Below are 17,688 nucleotides of genomic sequence, written 5' to 3'. Positions count from 1 at the left end.
GTCTGACAGTTCAGACATCACAAACAATAAACAATAATGGGATTTTGAAATGCAACTTAACAAAGTGCTGAAGGGTTTGATGCTGGCTCTGCCGGTTCTGGCAGTAGCGGCTTGTAGCTCACACAAGAACAACAACAATGACCAGACTGGCATGGGCGCTGATGGCGGCGCTTACGGTGCAAATTCTGGCATGAACGGCAACGGCGGCAACATGTCTTCTGACGAGCAGGCTCGTCTGCAGATGCAGCAGCTGCAGCAGAACAACATCGTGTACTTCGGCCTGGACAAGTATGACGTTCAGTCTGATTACGCACAGATGCTGGATCAGCATGCAACCTTCCTGCGCAGCAACCCGTCATACAAAGTGACCATCGAAGGTCATGCGGATGAGCGCGGTACGCCGGAATACAACATCGCCCTGGGCGAACGTCGTGCTAACGCGGTTAAAATGTACCTGCAGGGCAAAGGCGTGTCGGCTGATCAGATGTCTATCGTATCTTACGGTAAAGAGAAGCCAGCCGTTCTGGGTCATGACGAAGCAGCGTATTCTAAAAACCGTCGTGCCGTTCTGGTCTACTAAGAGAATCACATGGTTAGTAACTTCAGACATCACCTGTTGAGTCTGTCGTTACTGATTGGCGTAGCGGCCCCCTGGGCCGCTAATGCCCAAGCGTCAATCAGTAGCGTTGGCTCCGGCTCGGTCGAAGACCGTGTCACCACTCTTGAACGAATTTCTAATGCCCAGGCACAGCTGATGCAGCAATTGCAGCAGCAGATGAGCGATAACCAGCGTGATATCGACGCGCTGCGTGGGCAAATCCAGCAAAACACCTATCAGTTGAATCAGGTGGTTGAGCGGCAGAAGCAGCTTTACCAGCAGATTGACAGCCTGAGCAGCGCCAGCACCAGCGGCGGTCAGCAGGCAGCGGGCAGTAATGCCGCAGCGGATACCGGCGCAGCAGCAACCGCAGGCGCGGCAGCATCAACGGATAGCGCACCTGCGCAGACCGGTGACGCTAACAGCGATTACAATGCGGCTGTGGCGCTGATTCTGGAGAAGAAACAGTATGATCAGGCGATCAGCGCGCTCCAGGCGTGGGTAAAACGTTACCCGGATTCGACCTATCAGCCGAACGCCAATTACTGGCTGGGACAGCTGAACTATAACAAAGGCAAAAAGGACGACGCGGCTTACTATTACGCCACGGTAGTGAAAAACTATCCGAAGTCGCCGAAAGCTGCAGAAGCGTTGTTGAAAGTGGGCGTCATCATGCAGGAGAAAAAAGACACAGCGAAAGCTAAAGCGGTCTTCCAGCAGGTGATCAAACTTTATCCAGACACCGAATCTGCTAAGCAGGCGCAAAAACGTCTGACAAGTCTGTAATCTGTACGGTTCAGGCCAGATATCGTGTGATTTCTGGTCTTGCCGTATGAAAGCTAAGCAACTGAAGCATTTAGCAGAAATAAGAGTTGCGCTACCCCGCTAAATCAGTAATATATGCCGCCGTTGCCGGGACACATTGCAAAGTGTCTGGTAAGCCTGAAGATGGGTCGTTAGCTCAGTTGGTAGAGCAGTTGACTTTTAATCAATTGGTCGCAGGTTCGAATCCTGCACGACCCACCATCTTCCTCAGACGCGCTTTTACCGCGCAGTTTTAAGAAGAATACTTCAGCATTGCTTCACAACCTAAGATGGGTCGTTAGCTCAGTTGGTAGAGCAGTTGACTTTTAATCAATTGGTCGCAGGTTCGAATCCTGCACGACCCACCATCTTATCTCAGCCGCCTGGCGCGTTGAACAGTTGTAAGCCCCCAGCGGGTCGTTAGCTCAGTTGGTAGAGCAGTTGACTTTTAATCAATTGGTCGCAGGTTCGAATCCTGCACGACCCACCAATTAAGAAAAAAGCGCCCTCAGGGCGCTTTTTTTGTTTATGCGGCACGGCGTTCCCCGTGCAGGGTGAGAACCTGCAGCAGGTTCGACTGAATCGCCAGGCGATTCAGGCTGATGCGACAGCATCACCCGAAGGGCGAGGCCCCGGATGGGCCGAGGCAATCCTGCACGACCCACCAATTAAGAAAAAAGCGCCCTCAGGGCGCTTTTTTTGTTTCTGCGGTATCTGATTACTTTTTCAAAGCAAAACGTGATTGGTTTTTAAAGTTGTCGATGAAGTTTGCCGCAAGCCGCTTTGAGATTGAGCCTGCGCAGAGAACAGGGTCAGATCGGAAAGACGCTAAAGCCAATCCCTGACCTGCTCGACCCGCGCGATTACGCACCTCATCCCTGAGGTGCGCCCGTAGCCGGGCCAACGCGTTGCGTTGTTCAAAAACGCTCCCGGCGTTTTTGTCCCAGGCGCGGGACGCTTTCCTCTTCTGACCCTGTTCCCTGCGCGTTGAGCTTTTTCGTTGCGGCCAAATCCAGTCGGGTGCGAGTTTGTAAGCAGTCTGGAAAAGCCTCTGGCGATGGCTGTCGGCCCGCGCCATTCTCTTCTGACCCTGTTCCCTGCGCGTTGAGCTTTTTCGTTGCGGTCAGATTCAGTCGGGTGCGAGTTTGTAAGCAGTCTGGAAGAGGCTCTGCATTTTTAGTTTCTGCGATACCGACTATGCAGGTCAGGGCAGACTATCTGCATCCTTACAATCAACCGTCACGGTTTTTTCTTTGCCTTTGCTACTGCCAGGCTCTCCCAGATATGCATCACTGCATAGCTGCGCCAGGGACGCCATGACTGCGATCGCGCCTCCGCTTCTTTCGATGACATGCCGCCCAGGTTATTCCGGATGGCAATATCCTCTTTGGGAAAGGCATCCGGCCAGCGCAGGGCGCGCATCGCGATATAGTGCGCGGTCCAGGGACCAATACCCGGCAGGCTGACCAGTTTTTTGATGACCTCGTCTGGCGCCTGAGCGGCACTGAGACGCAGATCTCCGCTGGCGCAGGCATTTGCAAAGGCGATGATGGCGCGGGAGCGGGCGGCACTGACAATCCCCATCGGCGCGACATCGTCTACCGTCAGTGCGGCGATGCGTTCAGGATGGGCGGTGTAGCGGGTCAGATCGGCGAACGGCGTCTCACAGGGTTCGCCAAAGGCGGCGGCAAAACGGCTGCTGACCGTGGTGGCCGCTTTGACCGTCACCTGCTGGCCGATAATGGCGCGCACGCCCAGCTCAAAGGCGTCGAATGCGCCAGGCACACGCAGACCCGGATGCGAGATCAGGCTGGGTGCCAGCAGTGGGTCCTGCGCCAGACAGGCGGCGATACGCTGCGGCTGTGCGTCGAGATCGAACAGATCGCGCAGACGGCGCAGCAGCAGAGGCAGAACCGGCGTCAGCGAGGTGGAGAGCGTCACCTGCAGCGCGTTCTTTTGCGGCAGATGCGAAACAGAGACCCAGCCCCGGCAGCGGCCCAGCACCACGGTGCGTCGCCAGCAGCCATCTTCCACCGCCTCGACCTCTTTCATCAGATGCGTCTGCAAAAACCAGAGCATTGCCGCCCAGTCATAGGGAGGGCGATAGGCCAGCCGCAGCGTCACGCGGTCGCCGGGCTGCGCACACTGAGAGCGCGTATCGTCCCTGCGCAGCGCGCCTGGCGTCATGCGGTAACGCGCCTGGAAGACATCATTAAAGCGCCGCAGGCTGCCAAAGCCGCTGGCATAGGCAACGTCAATAATCGGCAGCCGGGTTTCGGTCAGCAGCTGTTTAGCCAGCAGCATGCGCCGCGTCTGCTTCAGTTCCAGCGGCGAGACACCCAGCTCCTGCTGCACGATACGGCGCAGCTGACGCAGGCTGATACCGAATTCAGCAGCAATTGCCTCCAGTCCTTCACGTTCCTCCAGCATGCCTTCCTCGATACGCTGAACCAGCCGCTCTGCCACACGGTGCGGCTGATCAACCGGCGCATTACCGGGTGCCAGTTCGGGCCGACAGCGCAGGCAGGGGCGAAAGCGGGCTTTCTCCGCCGCTTCGGCGCTGCTGAAGAAAAGGCAGTTCTTCTGCATCGGCGCTTTGACCGGGCAGACCGGACGACAATAGATACCGGTTGAGGTCACGCCAACAAAGAAAACGCCGTCAAAGCGGGTATCACGAGAGGTCAGCGCCTGATAGGCAATGTCGGGATCGAGCATGGCAGTTCTCCGGTAAATAAGCGCAGCCTACACCGGTGAATCCCGGCAGACTGGCTGTTTTCGGACAGCACAACAGTTTATCGCCATGACCGAAAACAGCCAGTCAGGCTGATGAAAAGTGCGATAATAGGCGACAGAACCGTGACGGGAGAATCACCATGTACTACTTCAAACCGATAGTCACCCCGGTGGGTGAACTGAAACTGGTCGCCAGCGATAGCGGCCTGGCGGGTATTTTGTGGGAAAACGACGATCCAAAACGCACCCGGTTTTTGCCGCAAACGCGCGATGACGATCATCCCATTCTGATCGAAACTGAGCGTCAGCTCAGCGAGTACTTCACCGGTGCTCGTCGCTGCTTTGAGCTGCCGCTCGATTTTGTCGGCACTGAGTTTCAGAAAAAAGTCTGGCAGGCGCTGGTGGCGATCCCGTTTGGTGAGACGCGCAGCTACAGCCAGATTGCGCGGGAGATCGGCCATCCGCTGGCGGTGCGTGCCGTCGGGGCGGCCAATGGGCGTAATCCGCTCTCGATTGTCGCACCGTGCCACCGCGTGATTGGAGCCAACGGCAAGCTGACCGGCTTTGCGGGCGGACTGGATATCAAAGCCTTTCTGCTGGCACTGGAAGCGCCGCAAAAACCGCTGGTACTGGCAGATGAAACGCAGCCCGGCAGGGTCGGCGCTGTGATGCAGACAGAATAAATATCGCACGACACAGCCAGGCTTTTCCGCTATCGTGTTTAGCATATAAAACACGATGGCGGATTGGACGCCATAAGTCGCCGGAACAGGCGATTTTCGTTAATTAGACAAAACGAGAGCTGTGTCATGAGTGTGATGTTCGATCCAGAAAGCGCCGTTTATCCCTTTCCGCCCAAACCCGCCCGTCTGAGTGACGACGAGAAGGCGTTCTACCGTGAGAAAATTAAAGCGCTGCTGAAGGCGCGAAACGCGGTGATGGTGGCGCACTACTACACCGATCCGGAAATTCAGGCGCTGGCGGAAGAGACGGGCGGCTGCGTTTCCGACTCGCTGGAGATGGCACGCTTTGGCAGCAACCATTCGGCGACGACACTGCTGGTGGCGGGCGTGCGCTTTATGGGGGAAACCGCCAAAATCCTCAGCCCGGAGAAAACCGTACTGATGCCGACGCTGCAGGCGGAGTGCTCACTGGATCTCGGCTGCCCGATTGAAGAGTTTAATGCCTTTTGCGACGCCCATCCCGATCGCACTGTGGTGGTCTACGCCAATACCTCGGCGGCGGTAAAAGCGCGGGCCGACTGGGTGGTGACCTCAAGCATTGCGGTCGAGTTGATTGAGCACCTCGACAGTCTGGGCGAAAAAATTATCTGGGCGCCGGATCGCCATCTTGGCCGCTACGTTACCCAAAAATCGGGCGCGGACGTGCTCTGCTGGCAGGGCGCGTGCATTGTGCACGACGAGTTCAAAACCCAGGCGCTGCAGCGTATGAAAGCGCTCTATCCCGACGCGGCAGTGCTGGTGCATCCTGAGTCACCGCAGGCGATTGTCGATCTGGCCGATGCGGTCGGCTCGACCAGCCAGCTGATTCAGGCCGCCAAATCCCTGCCGCATCCGCAGATGATTGTGGCGACCGATCGCGGCATTTTCTACAAAATGCAGCAGGCGGTGCCGGATAAAGAGCTGCTTGAAGCGCCCACAGCCGGTGAAGGTGCCACCTGCCGCAGCTGTGCTCACTGTCCCTGGATGGCGATGAACGGCCTTAAAGCCATCGCAGAGGCGCTGGAGTCGGGTGGGGTGGAACATGAGATTCAGGTGGATGAGACGCTGCGTGAGGCGGCGTTACTGCCGCTTAATCGCATGCTATCCTTTGCAGCGGAACTTAAACTCAACGTGAAGGGAAACGCGTAAGCGTTTTCCGGACAGGTGCTCAGCATGGACTTCTTCAGCACACATAATATTCTGGTTCACATTCCTCTGGGTGCCGGAGGCTACGATCTCTCATGGATTGAGGCTATCGGCACGCTGGCAGGCTTACTCTGCATCTGGTTTGCCAGCCTGGAAAAAATCATCAACTATCCCTTTGGCCTGATTAACGTCACGCTGTTTGCGGTGATTTTCTTTCAGATCCAGCTCTACGCCAGCCTGCTGCTGCAGCTCTTCTTTTTTGCCGCCAATATCTACGGCTGGTACGCCTGGAGTCGGCAAACCTCCGATCATCAGGCGGCGCTGAAAATCCGCTGGCTGCCGCTGCCTAAGGCGCTGGCCTGGACGGCGGGCTGTGTGATTGCGATTGCACTGATGACCCTCTATATCGATCCGGTGTTTGCGCTGTTAACCCGTGCGGCCGTCACGCTGATGAACGGCGTTGGCCTGTCGGTGGCGATGCCCGCGCTGCAGCCGGATGCGTTCCCGTTCTGGGACTCCTGCATGATGGTGTTGTCGATTGCGGCGATGGTGCTGATGACGCGCAAATATGTTCAGAACTGGCTGCTGTGGGTCATCATCAACGTGATTAGCGTGATGATTTTTGCCCGTCAGGGCGTCTATGCGATGTCGCTGGAGTATGTGATTCTGACGCTGATTGCGCTGAACGGCTCACGCATGTGGATCCGCAGCGCGCGGCAACAGGGTTCCCGCGCGCTGTCGGCTCAGTGAGTGTGCACTTCGCCTTTAGCGTGAGCATGCTTATGGTCGTGTGAATGGCTATGGTCATGGCCGGTGGCGGCAGCACCGCTTAAGCCGAGTTCACACTCGGCACCGGCACAGGGCTGATACTCCATCTGCACGGTCGCATGCGCAATCTGATAGTGCTGGCGCAGATAGTCGTGGATACGATGCAGCAGCGCATCGTGATCGTAAGGCGGGATCACCTGCGCATGCAGCGTCAGCAGCGGCTTTTCGCCCACCTGCCACAGATGCACATGGTGAACATTGCGCACCTCTGCGATGTTCAGGGTGAGATCCCGTATCAGCCGGTTCACATCCAGCGATCGCGGCGCCCCTTCCAGTAACTCCTGCAGACTCTCACGCAGCAGCGCCCAGGCGCTGCGCAGCACCAGCAGTGACACCAGTAACGACAGAATCGGGTCGATTGGGGTCCAGCCGGTCAGCATAATAATCACCGCCGCGACAATCGCACCCACCGAGCCAAGCAGGTCGCCCATCACATGCAGCGCCGCGGCACGCACGTTGAGATTCTTCTCTTCGCTGCCGTGATGCAGCAGCCAGAACGACAGAATATTGGCCAGCAGGCCGCCAATAGCAATCCCCAGCATCAGGCCGCCGGTCACCGGTTGCGGGTCGGCAAAGCGGCGCACCGCCTCCCAGACGATCAGTGCGGTAATGCCCAGCAGCGCAATGGCGTTAACAAATGCGGCCAGCGTGGTCAGACGCAGCAGACCAAAGGTGTGGCGTGCATTGGGTTTACGGCGCGAGAACTGCACCGCCAGCAATGCCATCAGCAGCGCGGCGGCATCGGTCAGCATATGCCCGGCGTCCGCCAGCAACGCCAGTGAACCCGAGAGCCAGCCGCCAATCACTTCAGCCACCATAAAGACAACGGTCACCCCGAAGGCGGCCGCCAGACGCGTGCGATTACTATCCTGCCCGCTATGAGTGTGGGTATGTGCCATAAGATTCCAGTTTTTTCAGTAACCTGTTTGCTAATAATATCAGTAATTGCCACGTCTCAGACGTGTCCTGATGCTGTTTTGCCTGCTCCGCCAGTTGCTGGCTGAGCTGTGCGCCGTGATCCAGTCCCACCAGTAACCAGCTTCCTTTCATCCGGTGTGCCGCTTCTGCGAACGGCATCCACTCCTCGCGCTCGCGTGCTTCGCGCATCACGGCCAGATCCTGCGTCACCGTGTTGTGCAGCGTCTGGCTCAGACGGCGGAGGAATTTCTCATTCTGCTGCGCCAGTTGCCACAGATTATCATCCAGCGCCGCCAGCGGATCTTCCTGCCACTCTGCCAGCAGCGCGCTGAGATCGGCTAACTGCACCGGTTTTATCATTACCCGCTCCCGCGCCTCCAGCGGTCGTGACAGCAGCTGGGCATCCGCGGAGCAGAGCACCCGCATCGCCTGACGCTTCCGCTGACGGTCACGCCGCCGCAGTATCCGCAGCAGCTGTGTGCCGTCAGGCCGCGGCATCATCTGGTCGATAAACAGCAGGTCATAAGGCTGCTGCGCATCGGCCTGCAGCAGCGCGCGTCCCTGCTCAAAGATGTCAGCCTGAATCGCAAAACGCGACAGCTGCTGCTGCATCACCAGCAGATTGGTCGGATGGTCATCGACAATCGCCACCCGCAGCGGTGGAAGGTCGGGCAGGGCGGTTTCGTCCACGTGGTTTGCTGGTGCGCAGACCGCCAGTGGCAGCGTCACGGTGACCTGGGTGCCGTGACCGGGTTCAGAGGCGAGCCGGATGTCGCCGCCCATCCGCAGCACCATTTCCCGGCAGATAAACAGCCCCAGGCCGCTGCCCTGCACCGAAACCGATTTACCGGACGGCGCCTGATACCAGGGATCAAACAGCTTCTGCTGCTCCTCTGGCAGAATGCCGCTGCCGCTGTCGCTCACCGTCAGAATCAACTGTTGTTGCTGTGCGGCCAGCGTCAGGCGAATCGCGCCGTGGCGGGTAAATTTCAGCGCATTGGTCATCAGGTTGTTGACCACCTGCTGCAGGCGATCGGCATCGATCATCACGGCATCAGGCAGCGGCGTCAGCGCCTCGACGATCAGATGCGGGCCGTCTTCGCGCATTAACGGATGATAAAAGTGCTGCTGCTGATTGAGCCACTGCGCCAGCGCCAGCGGACGGGGCGCCAGGGTAAAACTGTTGCTCTCGATGCGCGCATGATCCTGCAGATCATTCAGCAACGTCAGCAGCGATTGCGCACTGCTGTGCAGCAGCGTCAGGTTCTGGCTGCTGTGCTGCTGCTTCTCCAGCTCCAGCAGTCCGAGGATCGCCTGCATCGGCGTGCGCAGCTCATGGCTGACGGTCGCCAGGAACTGGCTCTTCATCGCATTGGCGTGCTCAGCCTGTTCACGCTGCTGACGCTCCCGGCGCTGTTGCCAGTAGCGGCGCGCCAGCAGCAACAGCAGCAGCGCAATGGCCGCACCTGCCACCGCCAGCACCATCATCGGCAGCGAACGCATCACCATCACGCTGCCGGGCTGTGGCGGGGTTGACCAGCTGTCGCGCATCTGACTCTGTGTGTCAGCCGGGATCTGCTGCAGCGCGCGATCCAGCAGGGTGCGCAGCACCGGCTGGTCAGGCGTCACGCCCAGCGCGATCGGCCAGGCGATGTCGCTGGCGGCAAAGGCGAGGTGGATGCGCGCATCATCGCGGCTGGCGATACGCCAGCGCGCAGAGAGCACGTTATCGACCAGCGCATCGATCTGCCCCTTTGCCAGCGCATCATAGAGGCTATTACGATCGGCAAACTGCTGCGGCTGCAGATCCGCAGGCAGCAGACGCAGCGCCAGGTCATCCTGCAAGACGCCGATACGCTTGCCGCGCAGGTCGCGCCAGTGCGCCAGCGTGTCGGGCTGCAGGCTGTAGATGCCCCACAGCGCGCGCCAAACCGGCAGCGAGGTGCTCTGCATCGCATCGCCGTTCAGCGGCTGCATCAGCTGCAGCATCGCCTGCTGCTGGCCGATCAGCGTGTTCGCCTGACGCGGATTGCTGACCCACACCGGTTCAAACTGCAGGCCGGTACTCTGGGCTATCGCTTTCAGCAAATCCACGCCATAGCCTCTGGCGGTCCCGCTGGCATCGCGATAACTCCAGGGATAGTTGTCCGGTTCGGCGGTGTAAGTAATACGTGGATGATCGGCAATCCAGGCGCGTTCAGTGGGGCTGAGCATCAGGGTCTGCGTATCCTGATAGCGCGGCAGGGTACTGCTCCAGCGCGCCTGCAGCGTGTTCATCAGTTCTGCTGGCAGCTGGCGCAGGCTCTGATTAATCCAACTGATAAGCTCCGGATCGCGGGAGACCGCGCGCAGGTTGAGCTGTCCGGCCTCGATGTGTGAGGCGATCTGATAAATCTGGCCCTGTTGCAGTTGGCTCAGCAGAAAACCGGCGCTGGTCTCATCCGCCACCACATAATCATTCTGCTGATTCAGCAGGGTATAGAGCGCCTGCAGATCACTGCTGTAGTGTCGCCAGCTGTGGCGGGCCGCCAGCGCAGGCGGCAGCTGTGCCAGCGTGCTTTCGCTGATCGCCAGTTGGGCATTCTGGCTGTTAAACATCACGGCACGCTGGTTTTGCTGATTGCGGTAGACCCGAAGCGGGCTGCTGTACCAGTTATCGCTGCTCAGCGCGCCGGCTGGCAGGGGAGAAATCCACATGCCAAGCGCAAAATCGATCTGGCCGCTGTTCAGCGCCTGCATCAGATGCGGCTGATCGCTGTAGAGGTTGAGGCTGAACTGCGCGCCAGTCAGCTGGCGCAGTGCGGAAAGATAGTCAGCATTGATGCCATACAGGTCGTTACCGATGCGCATCGCCCAGGGGGCGTGGTTCTCTTCCAGCAGGCCAACACGCAGAATTTTGCCCTGCATGGTTTCCGCGTGTGTCACCGGCAGCATCATCGGCAGATTAATGCTGCTCACCGGACGCACCTCAGCCAGAACGGAGCCGCACAGCAACAGCAGCATCAGCAGGAGAGTTCTCACTGCTGCGCCTTCCACAGGTCAGCCAGTTCCACCACCGAACGGGCGCCGGTTTTTTCCAGAATGTTCTTTTTATGGGTGCTGACCGTTTTGTTACTGATGTGCAACTGGGCGGCGATTTGCAGATTGGAGAGGCCGCTGGCCAGCAGCGCCAGAATCTGACGCTCTTTCTGGGTCAGCGGAAGTTCCGGCTCATCATCCATCACCGGAAACGCCGTCTGACCGCCCAGCACCGCCAGGATAGCGCTAAGCAGTTGCGCCATGCGCTGGCTCTTCACCACATAACCGGCGGCACCCAGCGCCTGGGCACGACGCACATAGTGGCGGGTCTGCTGAGCAGAGTAGATCAATACCGGACAGTCGGGCCGATGGATCTTCAGGCGACGCAGGAACTCCAGCCCATCGCTGTCCGGCAGGCCAATATCCAGCACGATGATGTCCAGTGGCTGCTGAAGCAGGGGACGGGCGGCTTTTTCACTGCTGGCAGAGAGGAGCTGAACCGGAATAGGCGACTGGCTCAGAGCGGCTTCAAGTGCCACTTCAACCAGCGGATGATCGTCAATCAGAAGCAAAACGGCCATGAAGGATTTCCTGTAAAATTCACAGGATTAGCATAGCGGAAGAGTGGGACAGAGGGGAGAAAAACCAGGAGAGCGTCAGCTCTCCTGGCTAAACAGAATTACTGGGTGGTGCCGTCGGTTTTGGTATCTACGTCACCGCCGCCCACTTTAGTCTGAACTTTTTTATTGATGTTCGGACATTTACCATCTTTACACTGGGCGTTCTGGTCCATTTCGTTAGCAGACATATTACCATGGCTGGTGGTGCTGCCAGACGTTGCAGGATTGGTATCGTTGCCAGTGTTATTAATTTTGCTGTTATCGACATTATTTGGCGGCAGATTCTCTTTCGCTCCGCCCGCTGCTGCACCTGCACTGGCTGCCTGATTCGATGTACCGTTATTGCTGCTGCTGTCTGCAGCCAGTACCGCACCGCTGCTCAGTGTCATTGCTGCTGTCAAAAAGAGTAAGGCAAACTTTTTCATCATTATGCTCCCGTTAATAAATGAAGATGCTTTAAGCCCAGAGGTGCAATTTCGGGTAAGAAAATCCCTGACGAAATATAATTCGCCGGTTGGCTTAAACAGGGTGATTTAATTTGGTAAGCGGGACGTTCCTCAGTGCTTACCATTAAAAAGTCTAGTCGCTAACCTGATTAATGCAAATATCACCCGCACATTTAACCCGCAGCGGGAATTTACACCCCAGGCGCTTCGGGCTACATTGGGCAGGTTGTGTCCGGCGGGCGCCGGGCCAGAAATAATATGGAATCAGTATGAATTACCAGAACGATGACTTACGCATCAAAGAGATTAAAGAGCTGTTACCTCCGGTTGCGCTGCTCGAAAAATTCCCGGCGACCGATCGTGCTGCACAGACCGTTTCACAGGCCCGTCAGGCGATTCATCAGATCCTGCAGGGCAAGGACGATCGCCTGCTGGTGGTGATCGGCCCCTGCTCAATTCATGACACTGAAGCGGCAAAAGAGTATGCCGACCGCCTGCTGGCGCTGCGTGATGAGCTGAAAGGCGAGCTGGAAGTGGTGATGCGGGTCTATTTTGAAAAGCCGCGCACCACGGTGGGCTGGAAAGGGCTGATCAACGATCCCTACATGGACAACAGCTACCAGCTCAATGACGGTCTGCGTCTGGCGCGTAAACTGCTGCTGGATATTAACGACAGCGGCTTACCGGCGGCGGGCGAGTTTCTGGATATGATTACCCCGCAATATGTGGCTGACCTGATGAGCTGGGGCGCGATTGGCGCGCGCACCACGGAATCCCAGGTACACCGTGAGCTGGCGTCCGGTCTCTCCTGTCCGGTCGGCTTCAAAAACGGCACCGATGGCACCATTAAGGTGGCGATCGATGCCATTAACGCGGCGGGATCGCCGCACTGTTTCCTGTCTGTGACGAAGTATGGTCACTCCGCCATTGTGGAAACCAGCGGCAATGGTGACTGCCATATCATTCTGCGCGGCGGCAAAGAGCCGAACTACAGTGCGCAGCATGTTGCAGAGGTCAAAGAGGGCCTGGCAAAAGCGGGTCTGCCACAGCAGGTGATGATCGATTTCAGCCACGCCAACAGCAGCAAGCAGTTCCAGCGTCAGATGGTTGTGGCAGACGATGTCTCACAGCAGCTGATTAATGGTGAGCAGGCGATTGTCGGTGTGATGATCGAGAGTCATCTGGTGGAAGGCAACCAGAGTCTGGAGAGCGGCGAGCCGCTGGTCTATGGCAAAAGCGTCACCGACGCCTGTATCGGCTGGGAAGATACCGACAAGGTGCTGCGTCAGCTGGCGGCAGCGGTTAAACAGCGCCGCGGCTGAGTGGGATAACTGACAAGGTCTGACCCGGTTCGCGTTGAGGATTGTGCCTCTGACCGTATTCCCTGCGCTTTGAGCCAATCAGTTGTTGCCTGGCTCATTGATCTCTTTATTCTGACAACGAACACAGTGCGCAGCGTTCGTGCGCGCAGCCCAATAAAAAAGGCCAGACTTTCGTCTGGCCTTTTTGCATTTCAGCGAGAAATTACTTCGCTTTACCCTGATTCGCAACGGCTGCGGCTTTCGCGGCAATCTCGTCCTGGTCGCCCAGGTAGTAGCGTTTCAGCGGTTTGAAGTTTTCATCGAACTCATAAACCAGCGGTACGCCGGTAGGGATGTTCAGTTCGAGGATTTCATCTTCGCTCAGGTTATCCAGATATTTCACCAGCGCACGCAGTGAGTTGCCGTGTGCGGCAATGATCACTTTCTCACCGCTTTTGATGCGCGGCAGAATGGTTTCGTTCCAGTAAGGGATAACGCGGTCAATAGTCAGCGCCAGGCTTTCGGTGGTTGGCAGCTGCTCTGGGGTCAGTTTCGCGTAACGCGGATCATGGCCCGGGAAGCGCTCATCTGAACGATCCAGCTCTGGCGGAGTAACGGCAAAGCCGCGACGCCACTGCTTAACCTGCTCATCACCATATTTGGCAGCGGTTTCCGCTTTATCCAGACCCTGCAGCGCACCGTAGTGACGCTCGTTCAGACGCCAGGTTTTTTCAACCGGCAGCCAGGCCTGATCCAGCTCATCCAGCACATTCCACAGCGTGTGAATGGCACGCTTCAGTACTGAGGTGTAAGCGAAATCGAAAACAAAGCCCTCTTTTTTCAGCAGCTGACCTGCTGATTTGGCTTCGCCACGACCTTTCTCAGAAAGGTCAACATCATACCAACCGGTAAAGCGGTTTTCGTTGTTCCACTGGCTTTCGCCGTGTCGCACCAGAACCAGCTTAGTTACAGCCATAGCTTAACTCCTTAATACTGTGATGTTTCTGTGAGATTGGAAACCTGCTGCTGCCCGCCTGACACGCGAGCTGATTGCGCCATACCATAACGGAAAAGCGGGCAGCGCGTAAGCCTGTGTGTGACGCACTGCGCGTTTTTCAGCCGGAGGCTCAGCGTGGCGTGAAGCGATAACGCGTCACGGATTCCCAGCGATCTCCCGGCTGCAGCCAGCAATCAGGCTGAGGCCATTCAGCATGATTAGGCGAATCCGGTAAAAATTCGCTCTCCAGCGCAATACCCTGAAAAGCAGTATAGCTCGCCTGCTCACGGGCACGGGTGCCTGCCAGGTAGTTGCCGGAGTAGAACTGCAACGCCGGTGCCGAAGTGGTCACGCTGAGCTGCAGTCTGCCATCTTCCGACCAGAGTTCTGCCGCAGGCTGAGTGTCGTCGCCTGCGCTGTTGAGCAGAAACGCATGGTCATAGCCCTTCACCGCTCGCTGGTCGTCGTCTGCCAGAAACTCCTGTGCCACGACTTTGGCCTCGCGGAAATCAAAACTGGTTCCGGCAACCTCTTTCAGCGGCGCATTCGGGATGCCTTCGCTGTCGACCGGCAGATAATGGTCGGCGTGCAGTTGTAAGCGATGCTGGCGGGCGTCGCCATGATGCGCATCAAGGTTAAAGTAGGCGTGGTTAGTCAGATTGACCGGGCAGGGCTGATCGCAGCGCGCTTCATAGCTTATGCTCAGGCAGTTCTGGTCATCCAGCTGATAGCGCAGATCGGCAATCAGATTGCCGGGATAGCCCTGATCGCCATCGGGCGAATCAATGCGGTAGTGCACCTCGCTGTCAGACTGGCTGACAATCTGCCAGCGGCGCTTATCAAAGCCTTCCGGTCCGCCATGCAGCTGATGTGCGCCCTGGTTCGGCACCAGCTGGCGGTTCAGTTTATTCAGTTTTGCCCCGGCGATGCGGTTAGCGTAGCGGCCGACCGTCGCGCCCAGATAGGCATCCTGATGCAGATAGTCAGAGGGCGTGGCGCAACCGAGCAGGGCTTCACGCACCGTGCCATCCTGCATCGGCACGCGGGCGGAGAGCCAGGTTGCGCCCCAGTCCATAAAGGTTGCCAGCATGCCGTTGGCATTGCGCAGCACCGTTATGCGCCACGGCTGACCGTCGGGCGCATGGGAGTTGACGTCGTTCAGCATTGGCCGGCTCCTTCAGAGGCTTTGCAGACGTAGAAGGTCTCTTTGATGCCGGTCGCAGCTTCATACTGCTCCGCTACGGCGGCTTTGACCTGATCGACCAGATCCAGTGGCATCAGCGCGACGATACAGCCACCAAAGCCGCCGCCGGTCATACGCACGCCGCCGCGCTCACCGATCTGCGCTTTCACGATCTCTACCAGGGTATCGATCGGTGGCACGGTGATCTCGAAGTCGTCACGCATCGAGGCGTGAGATTCGGCCATCAGCTGGCCCATACGGGTCAGGTCGCCCTGCGTCAGCGCATCGGCTGCTTCCAGGGTACGGGCGTTCTCGGTCAGGACATGACGCACGCGTTTTGCCACCTGCGGGTCGAGCTGCGCCTGTGCCGCTTCAAACTCGGCCAGTTCAACGTCACGCAGCGCCTTCTTATTGAAGAAACGCGCGCCCGCTTCACACTGCTCACGACGCGTGTTGTATTCGCTGCCAACCAGGGTACGACGGAAGTTGGAGTTGATGATCACCACCGCGATATCTTCCGGCATCGACACCGGACGCGTGCCCAGCGTGCGGCAGTCGAGCAGCATGGCGTGATCTTTCCGGCCCAGCGCTGAGATCAGCTGGTCCATGATGCCGCAGTTACAGCCGACGAACTGGTTTTCCGCTTCCTGACCATTCACGGCAATGGCGGCGCCATCCAGCGGCAGATTATAGAGCTGCTGCACCACGGTGCCGACCGCCACTTCCAGCGACGCAGATGAGCTGAGGCCCGCGCCCTGAGGCACGTTGCCGCTGATCACCATATCGATACCGCCGAAATCGGCATGACGCTGCTGCAGATGTTTCACCACGCCGCGCACATAGTTGGCCCACATCGGTTCCTGCAGGCTGACGATCTCTTCATCCAGCGAGAATGTGTCCTGCGCATTCTCATAATCCGCAGCGACCACCCGAATCTGGCGATCGTCACGGCGGGCACAGGCAATCACCGTCTGGTAATCGATGGCGCACGGCAGCACGAAGCCGTCGTTATAGTCGGTATGCTCGCCAATCAGGTTAACCCGGCCCGGTGCCTGAATGGTATGCGTAGCGGCGTAACCGAAGGTGTCAGAGAAAAGCTGCTGCATGATGGTTTTTAAGCTCATTGTTGTGCCTCACGGAAGTGAACGTCGCTGACAGAACGCAGACGTTCCGCCGCCTGTTCCGCCGTTAAATCGCGTTGGGTTTCGGCCAGCATTTCATAGCCAACCATAAATTTACGCACCGTTGCTGAGCGCAGCAGCGGCGGATAGAAGTGAGCATGCAACTGCCAGTGATCGTTGGCTTCGCCGTTAAACGGCGCGCCGTGCCAGCCCATGGAGTAGGGGAATGAGCACTGGAACAGGTTGTCGTAGCGGCTGGTCAGCAGCTTAAGCGCCAGCGCCAGGTCGGTACGCTGCGCCTCATTGAGGTCGGTAATTCGTTTGACGTGCGCTTTCGGCAGCAGCAGGGTTTCAAACGGCCAGGCGGCCCACCACGGCACCACCGCCAGCCAGTGATCGGTTTCCACCACGGTGCGGCTGCCATCCTGCTGTTCACGTGCCAGATAGTCGACCAGCATCGGCGAGCCATGTTTAGCGAAATAGTCGCGCTGATGATCATCTTCACGCTGCGCTTCATTCGGCAGGAAGCTGTTGGCCCAGATCTGACCATGGGGATGCGGGTTGGAGCAGCCCATCGCCGCGCCTTTGTTCTCAAACACCTGCACCCAGGGATAGTGCTGACCCAGATCGGCGGTCTCTGCCTGCCAGGTACGCACCACCTCTTCCAGCGCGTTCAGCGACATCTCCGGCAGGGTTTTGCTGTGATCGGGCGAGAAGCAGATGACCCGACTGGTGCCGCGTGCGCTTTCACAACGCATCAGGATATCGTCGCTCTCGGGCGCGTCTGGCGTGTCGGTCATCAGCGCAGCAAAGTCATTGGTAAATACGTAGGTGCCCGCATAGTCCGGGTTTTTGTCGCCGGTGATGCGGGTGTTTCCGGCACACAGGAAGCAGTCCGGATCGTGCGCCGGTAACGTATTGACCGCCGGGGTTTCCTGCGCGCCTTGCCACGGACGTTTGGCCCGATGAGGTGAAACTAAAATCCATTGATCAATCAGTGGATTGTAACGGCGATGCGGGTGATCGACCGGGTTGAATTTTTCCATGTTAGATCCTGGTAAGCGTCAAAAGCCAAAGAGGCATCGGTAAAAAGTAGCACATCAGCGCGCCCGAAAGCGTGATCAAGTCTGGATAAATGGTATCGTTTACACAAGCTGAATATTCTTATTTCGTGGCAATGTGCGCGGATATATGGCGTGAAAGGTGATGTGGAATGGTAGCGCTTACACAAGAGCGCTTTAAAACGCCGCAGC

15 protein-coding genes, 3 tRNA genes and 1 other RNA gene are annotated in these 17,688 nt (G+C 57.8%); 10 read left to right on the top strand and 9 right to left on the bottom strand.

Annotated features, from left to right (window positions below):
• The first annotated feature begins 49 nt into the window (after nucleotides 1–49).
• The 6 genes from pal (at nucleotide 50) to HFD94_RS01455 (ending at nucleotide 2,069) form a co-directional block, all read left to right on the top strand.
• Entirely contained in the window at nucleotides 50–580 is a 531-nt protein-coding gene (gene pal / locus HFD94_RS01480; protein ID WP_010260771.1) for a peptidoglycan-associated lipoprotein Pal, read from the top strand.
• A gap of 9 nt (nucleotides 581–589) precedes the next feature.
• Nucleotides 590–1,384, top strand: coding sequence for a cell division protein CpoB (gene cpoB, locus HFD94_RS01475; RefSeq protein ID WP_010260773.1), 795 nt, complete (start codon nucleotides 590–592; stop codon nucleotides 1,382–1,384).
• 164 nt (nucleotides 1,385–1,548) lie between these two features.
• Nucleotides 1,549–1,624, top strand: a tRNA-Lys gene (locus tag HFD94_RS01470).
• Nucleotides 1,625–1,694: 70 nt separating this feature from the next.
• Nucleotides 1,695–1,770 (top strand) — tRNA-Lys (locus tag HFD94_RS01465).
• A 46-nt stretch (nucleotides 1,771–1,816) separates the two neighbouring features.
• Nucleotides 1,817–1,892: transfer RNA gene (locus HFD94_RS01460), tRNA-Lys, on the top strand.
• A gap of 43 nt (nucleotides 1,893–1,935) precedes the next feature.
• Nucleotides 1,936–2,069: non-coding RNA, RtT sRNA (locus HFD94_RS01455), on the top strand.
• A gap of 572 nt (nucleotides 2,070–2,641) precedes the next feature.
• On the opposite strand, the gene HFD94_RS01450 is transcribed toward HFD94_RS01455, so the two are convergent.
• Complete coding sequence (locus HFD94_RS01450; RefSeq protein ID WP_167432718.1) at nucleotides 2,642–4,117, bottom strand: AlkA N-terminal domain-containing protein; 1,476 nt, start codon at nucleotides 4,115–4,117, stop codon at nucleotides 2,642–2,644.
• 158 nt (nucleotides 4,118–4,275) lie between these two features.
• Here HFD94_RS01450 and HFD94_RS01445 point away from each other — a divergent pair, with 158 nt between their 5' ends.
• The 3 genes from HFD94_RS01445 to pnuC all read left to right on the top strand — a co-directional run bounded on the left by HFD94_RS01445 (nucleotide 4,276) and on the right by pnuC (nucleotide 6,753).
• Nucleotides 4,276–4,818, top strand: a complete 543-nt coding sequence (locus HFD94_RS01445; protein ID WP_010260149.1) for a methylated-DNA--[protein]-cysteine S-methyltransferase — start codon at nucleotides 4,276–4,278, stop codon at nucleotides 4,816–4,818.
• A 126-nt stretch (nucleotides 4,819–4,944) separates the two neighbouring features.
• Nucleotides 4,945–6,006 (top strand): quinolinate synthase NadA, encoded by a 1,062-nt coding sequence (nadA, locus tag HFD94_RS01440; protein ID WP_022626034.1) that lies wholly within the window; start codon nucleotides 4,945–4,947, stop codon nucleotides 6,004–6,006.
• 24 nt (nucleotides 6,007–6,030) lie between these two features.
• Nucleotides 6,031–6,753, top strand: a complete 723-nt coding sequence (pnuC, locus tag HFD94_RS01435) for a nicotinamide riboside transporter PnuC (RefSeq protein WP_167432717.1) — start codon at nucleotides 6,031–6,033, stop codon at nucleotides 6,751–6,753.
• Here the strand turns inward: pnuC and zitB are convergent.
• The 4 genes from zitB to HFD94_RS01415 all read right to left on the bottom strand — a co-directional run bounded on the left by zitB (nucleotide 6,747) and on the right by HFD94_RS01415 (nucleotide 11,815).
• Nucleotides 6,747–7,730, bottom strand: coding sequence for a CDF family zinc transporter ZitB (zitB, locus tag HFD94_RS01430; protein WP_122889089.1), 984 nt, complete (start codon nucleotides 7,728–7,730; stop codon nucleotides 6,747–6,749). The genes pnuC and zitB overlap by 7 nt on opposite strands.
• A complete protein-coding gene (locus HFD94_RS01425; protein WP_181955340.1) occupies nucleotides 7,708–10,752 on the bottom strand; it encodes an ATP-binding protein in 3,045 nt (1,014 codons plus the stop codon). The genes zitB and HFD94_RS01425 overlap by 23 nt, the downstream gene beginning before the upstream one ends.
• Nucleotides 10,753–10,766: 14 nt before the next feature.
• Entirely contained in the window at nucleotides 10,767–11,348 is a 582-nt protein-coding gene (locus HFD94_RS01420) for a response regulator transcription factor (RefSeq protein ID WP_033756983.1), read from the bottom strand.
• A 98-nt stretch (nucleotides 11,349–11,446) separates the two neighbouring features.
• Nucleotides 11,447–11,815 (bottom strand): YbgS-like family protein, encoded by a 369-nt coding sequence (locus HFD94_RS01415; RefSeq protein WP_022626030.1) that lies wholly within the window; start codon nucleotides 11,813–11,815, stop codon nucleotides 11,447–11,449.
• Nucleotides 11,816–12,102: 287 nt separating this feature from the next.
• Here HFD94_RS01415 and aroG point away from each other — a divergent pair, with 287 nt between their 5' ends.
• Nucleotides 12,103–13,155 carry a 3-deoxy-7-phosphoheptulonate synthase AroG gene (gene aroG, locus HFD94_RS01410; RefSeq protein WP_010669658.1) on the top strand — a complete coding sequence of 351 codons (1,053 nt, stop codon included), beginning with the start codon at nucleotides 12,103–12,105 and terminating at the stop codon, nucleotides 13,153–13,155.
• 202 nt (nucleotides 13,156–13,357) lie between these two features.
• Here the strand turns inward: aroG and gpmA are convergent, their stop codons facing one another.
• The 4 genes from gpmA to galT all read right to left on the bottom strand — a co-directional run bounded on the left by gpmA (nucleotide 13,358) and on the right by galT (nucleotide 17,481).
• Complete coding sequence (gene gpmA, locus HFD94_RS01405) at nucleotides 13,358–14,110, bottom strand: 2,3-diphosphoglycerate-dependent phosphoglycerate mutase (RefSeq protein ID WP_033756988.1); 753 nt, start codon at nucleotides 14,108–14,110, stop codon at nucleotides 13,358–13,360.
• Nucleotides 14,111–14,261: 151 nt separating this feature from the next.
• Nucleotides 14,262–15,296 carry a galactose-1-epimerase gene (gene galM, locus HFD94_RS01400; protein WP_010669659.1) on the bottom strand — a complete coding sequence of 345 codons (1,035 nt, stop codon included), beginning with the start codon at nucleotides 15,294–15,296 and terminating at the stop codon, nucleotides 14,262–14,264.
• A complete protein-coding gene (gene galK / locus HFD94_RS01395) occupies nucleotides 15,290–16,438 on the bottom strand; it encodes a galactokinase (RefSeq protein WP_122889086.1) in 1,149 nt (382 codons plus the stop codon). The genes galM and galK overlap by 7 nt, the downstream gene beginning before the upstream one ends.
• On the bottom strand, nucleotides 16,435–17,481 hold the full coding sequence (galT, locus tag HFD94_RS01390; RefSeq protein WP_010669661.1) for a galactose-1-phosphate uridylyltransferase: 1,047 nt from the start codon (nucleotides 17,479–17,481) through the stop codon (nucleotides 16,435–16,437). Before galT ends, galK begins: the two co-directional genes overlap by 4 nt.
• Nucleotides 17,482–17,688 lie beyond the last annotated feature (207 nt).

It is taken from the genome of Pantoea sp. EKM20T (genome assembly GCF_011800485.1).
Taxonomy (GTDB): Bacteria; Pseudomonadota; Gammaproteobacteria; order Enterobacterales; family Enterobacteriaceae; genus Pantoea; species Pantoea agglomerans.
Note: the sequence above shows the minus strand (reverse complement) of the source record. Positions and strands in the feature narration are given on the sequence as shown.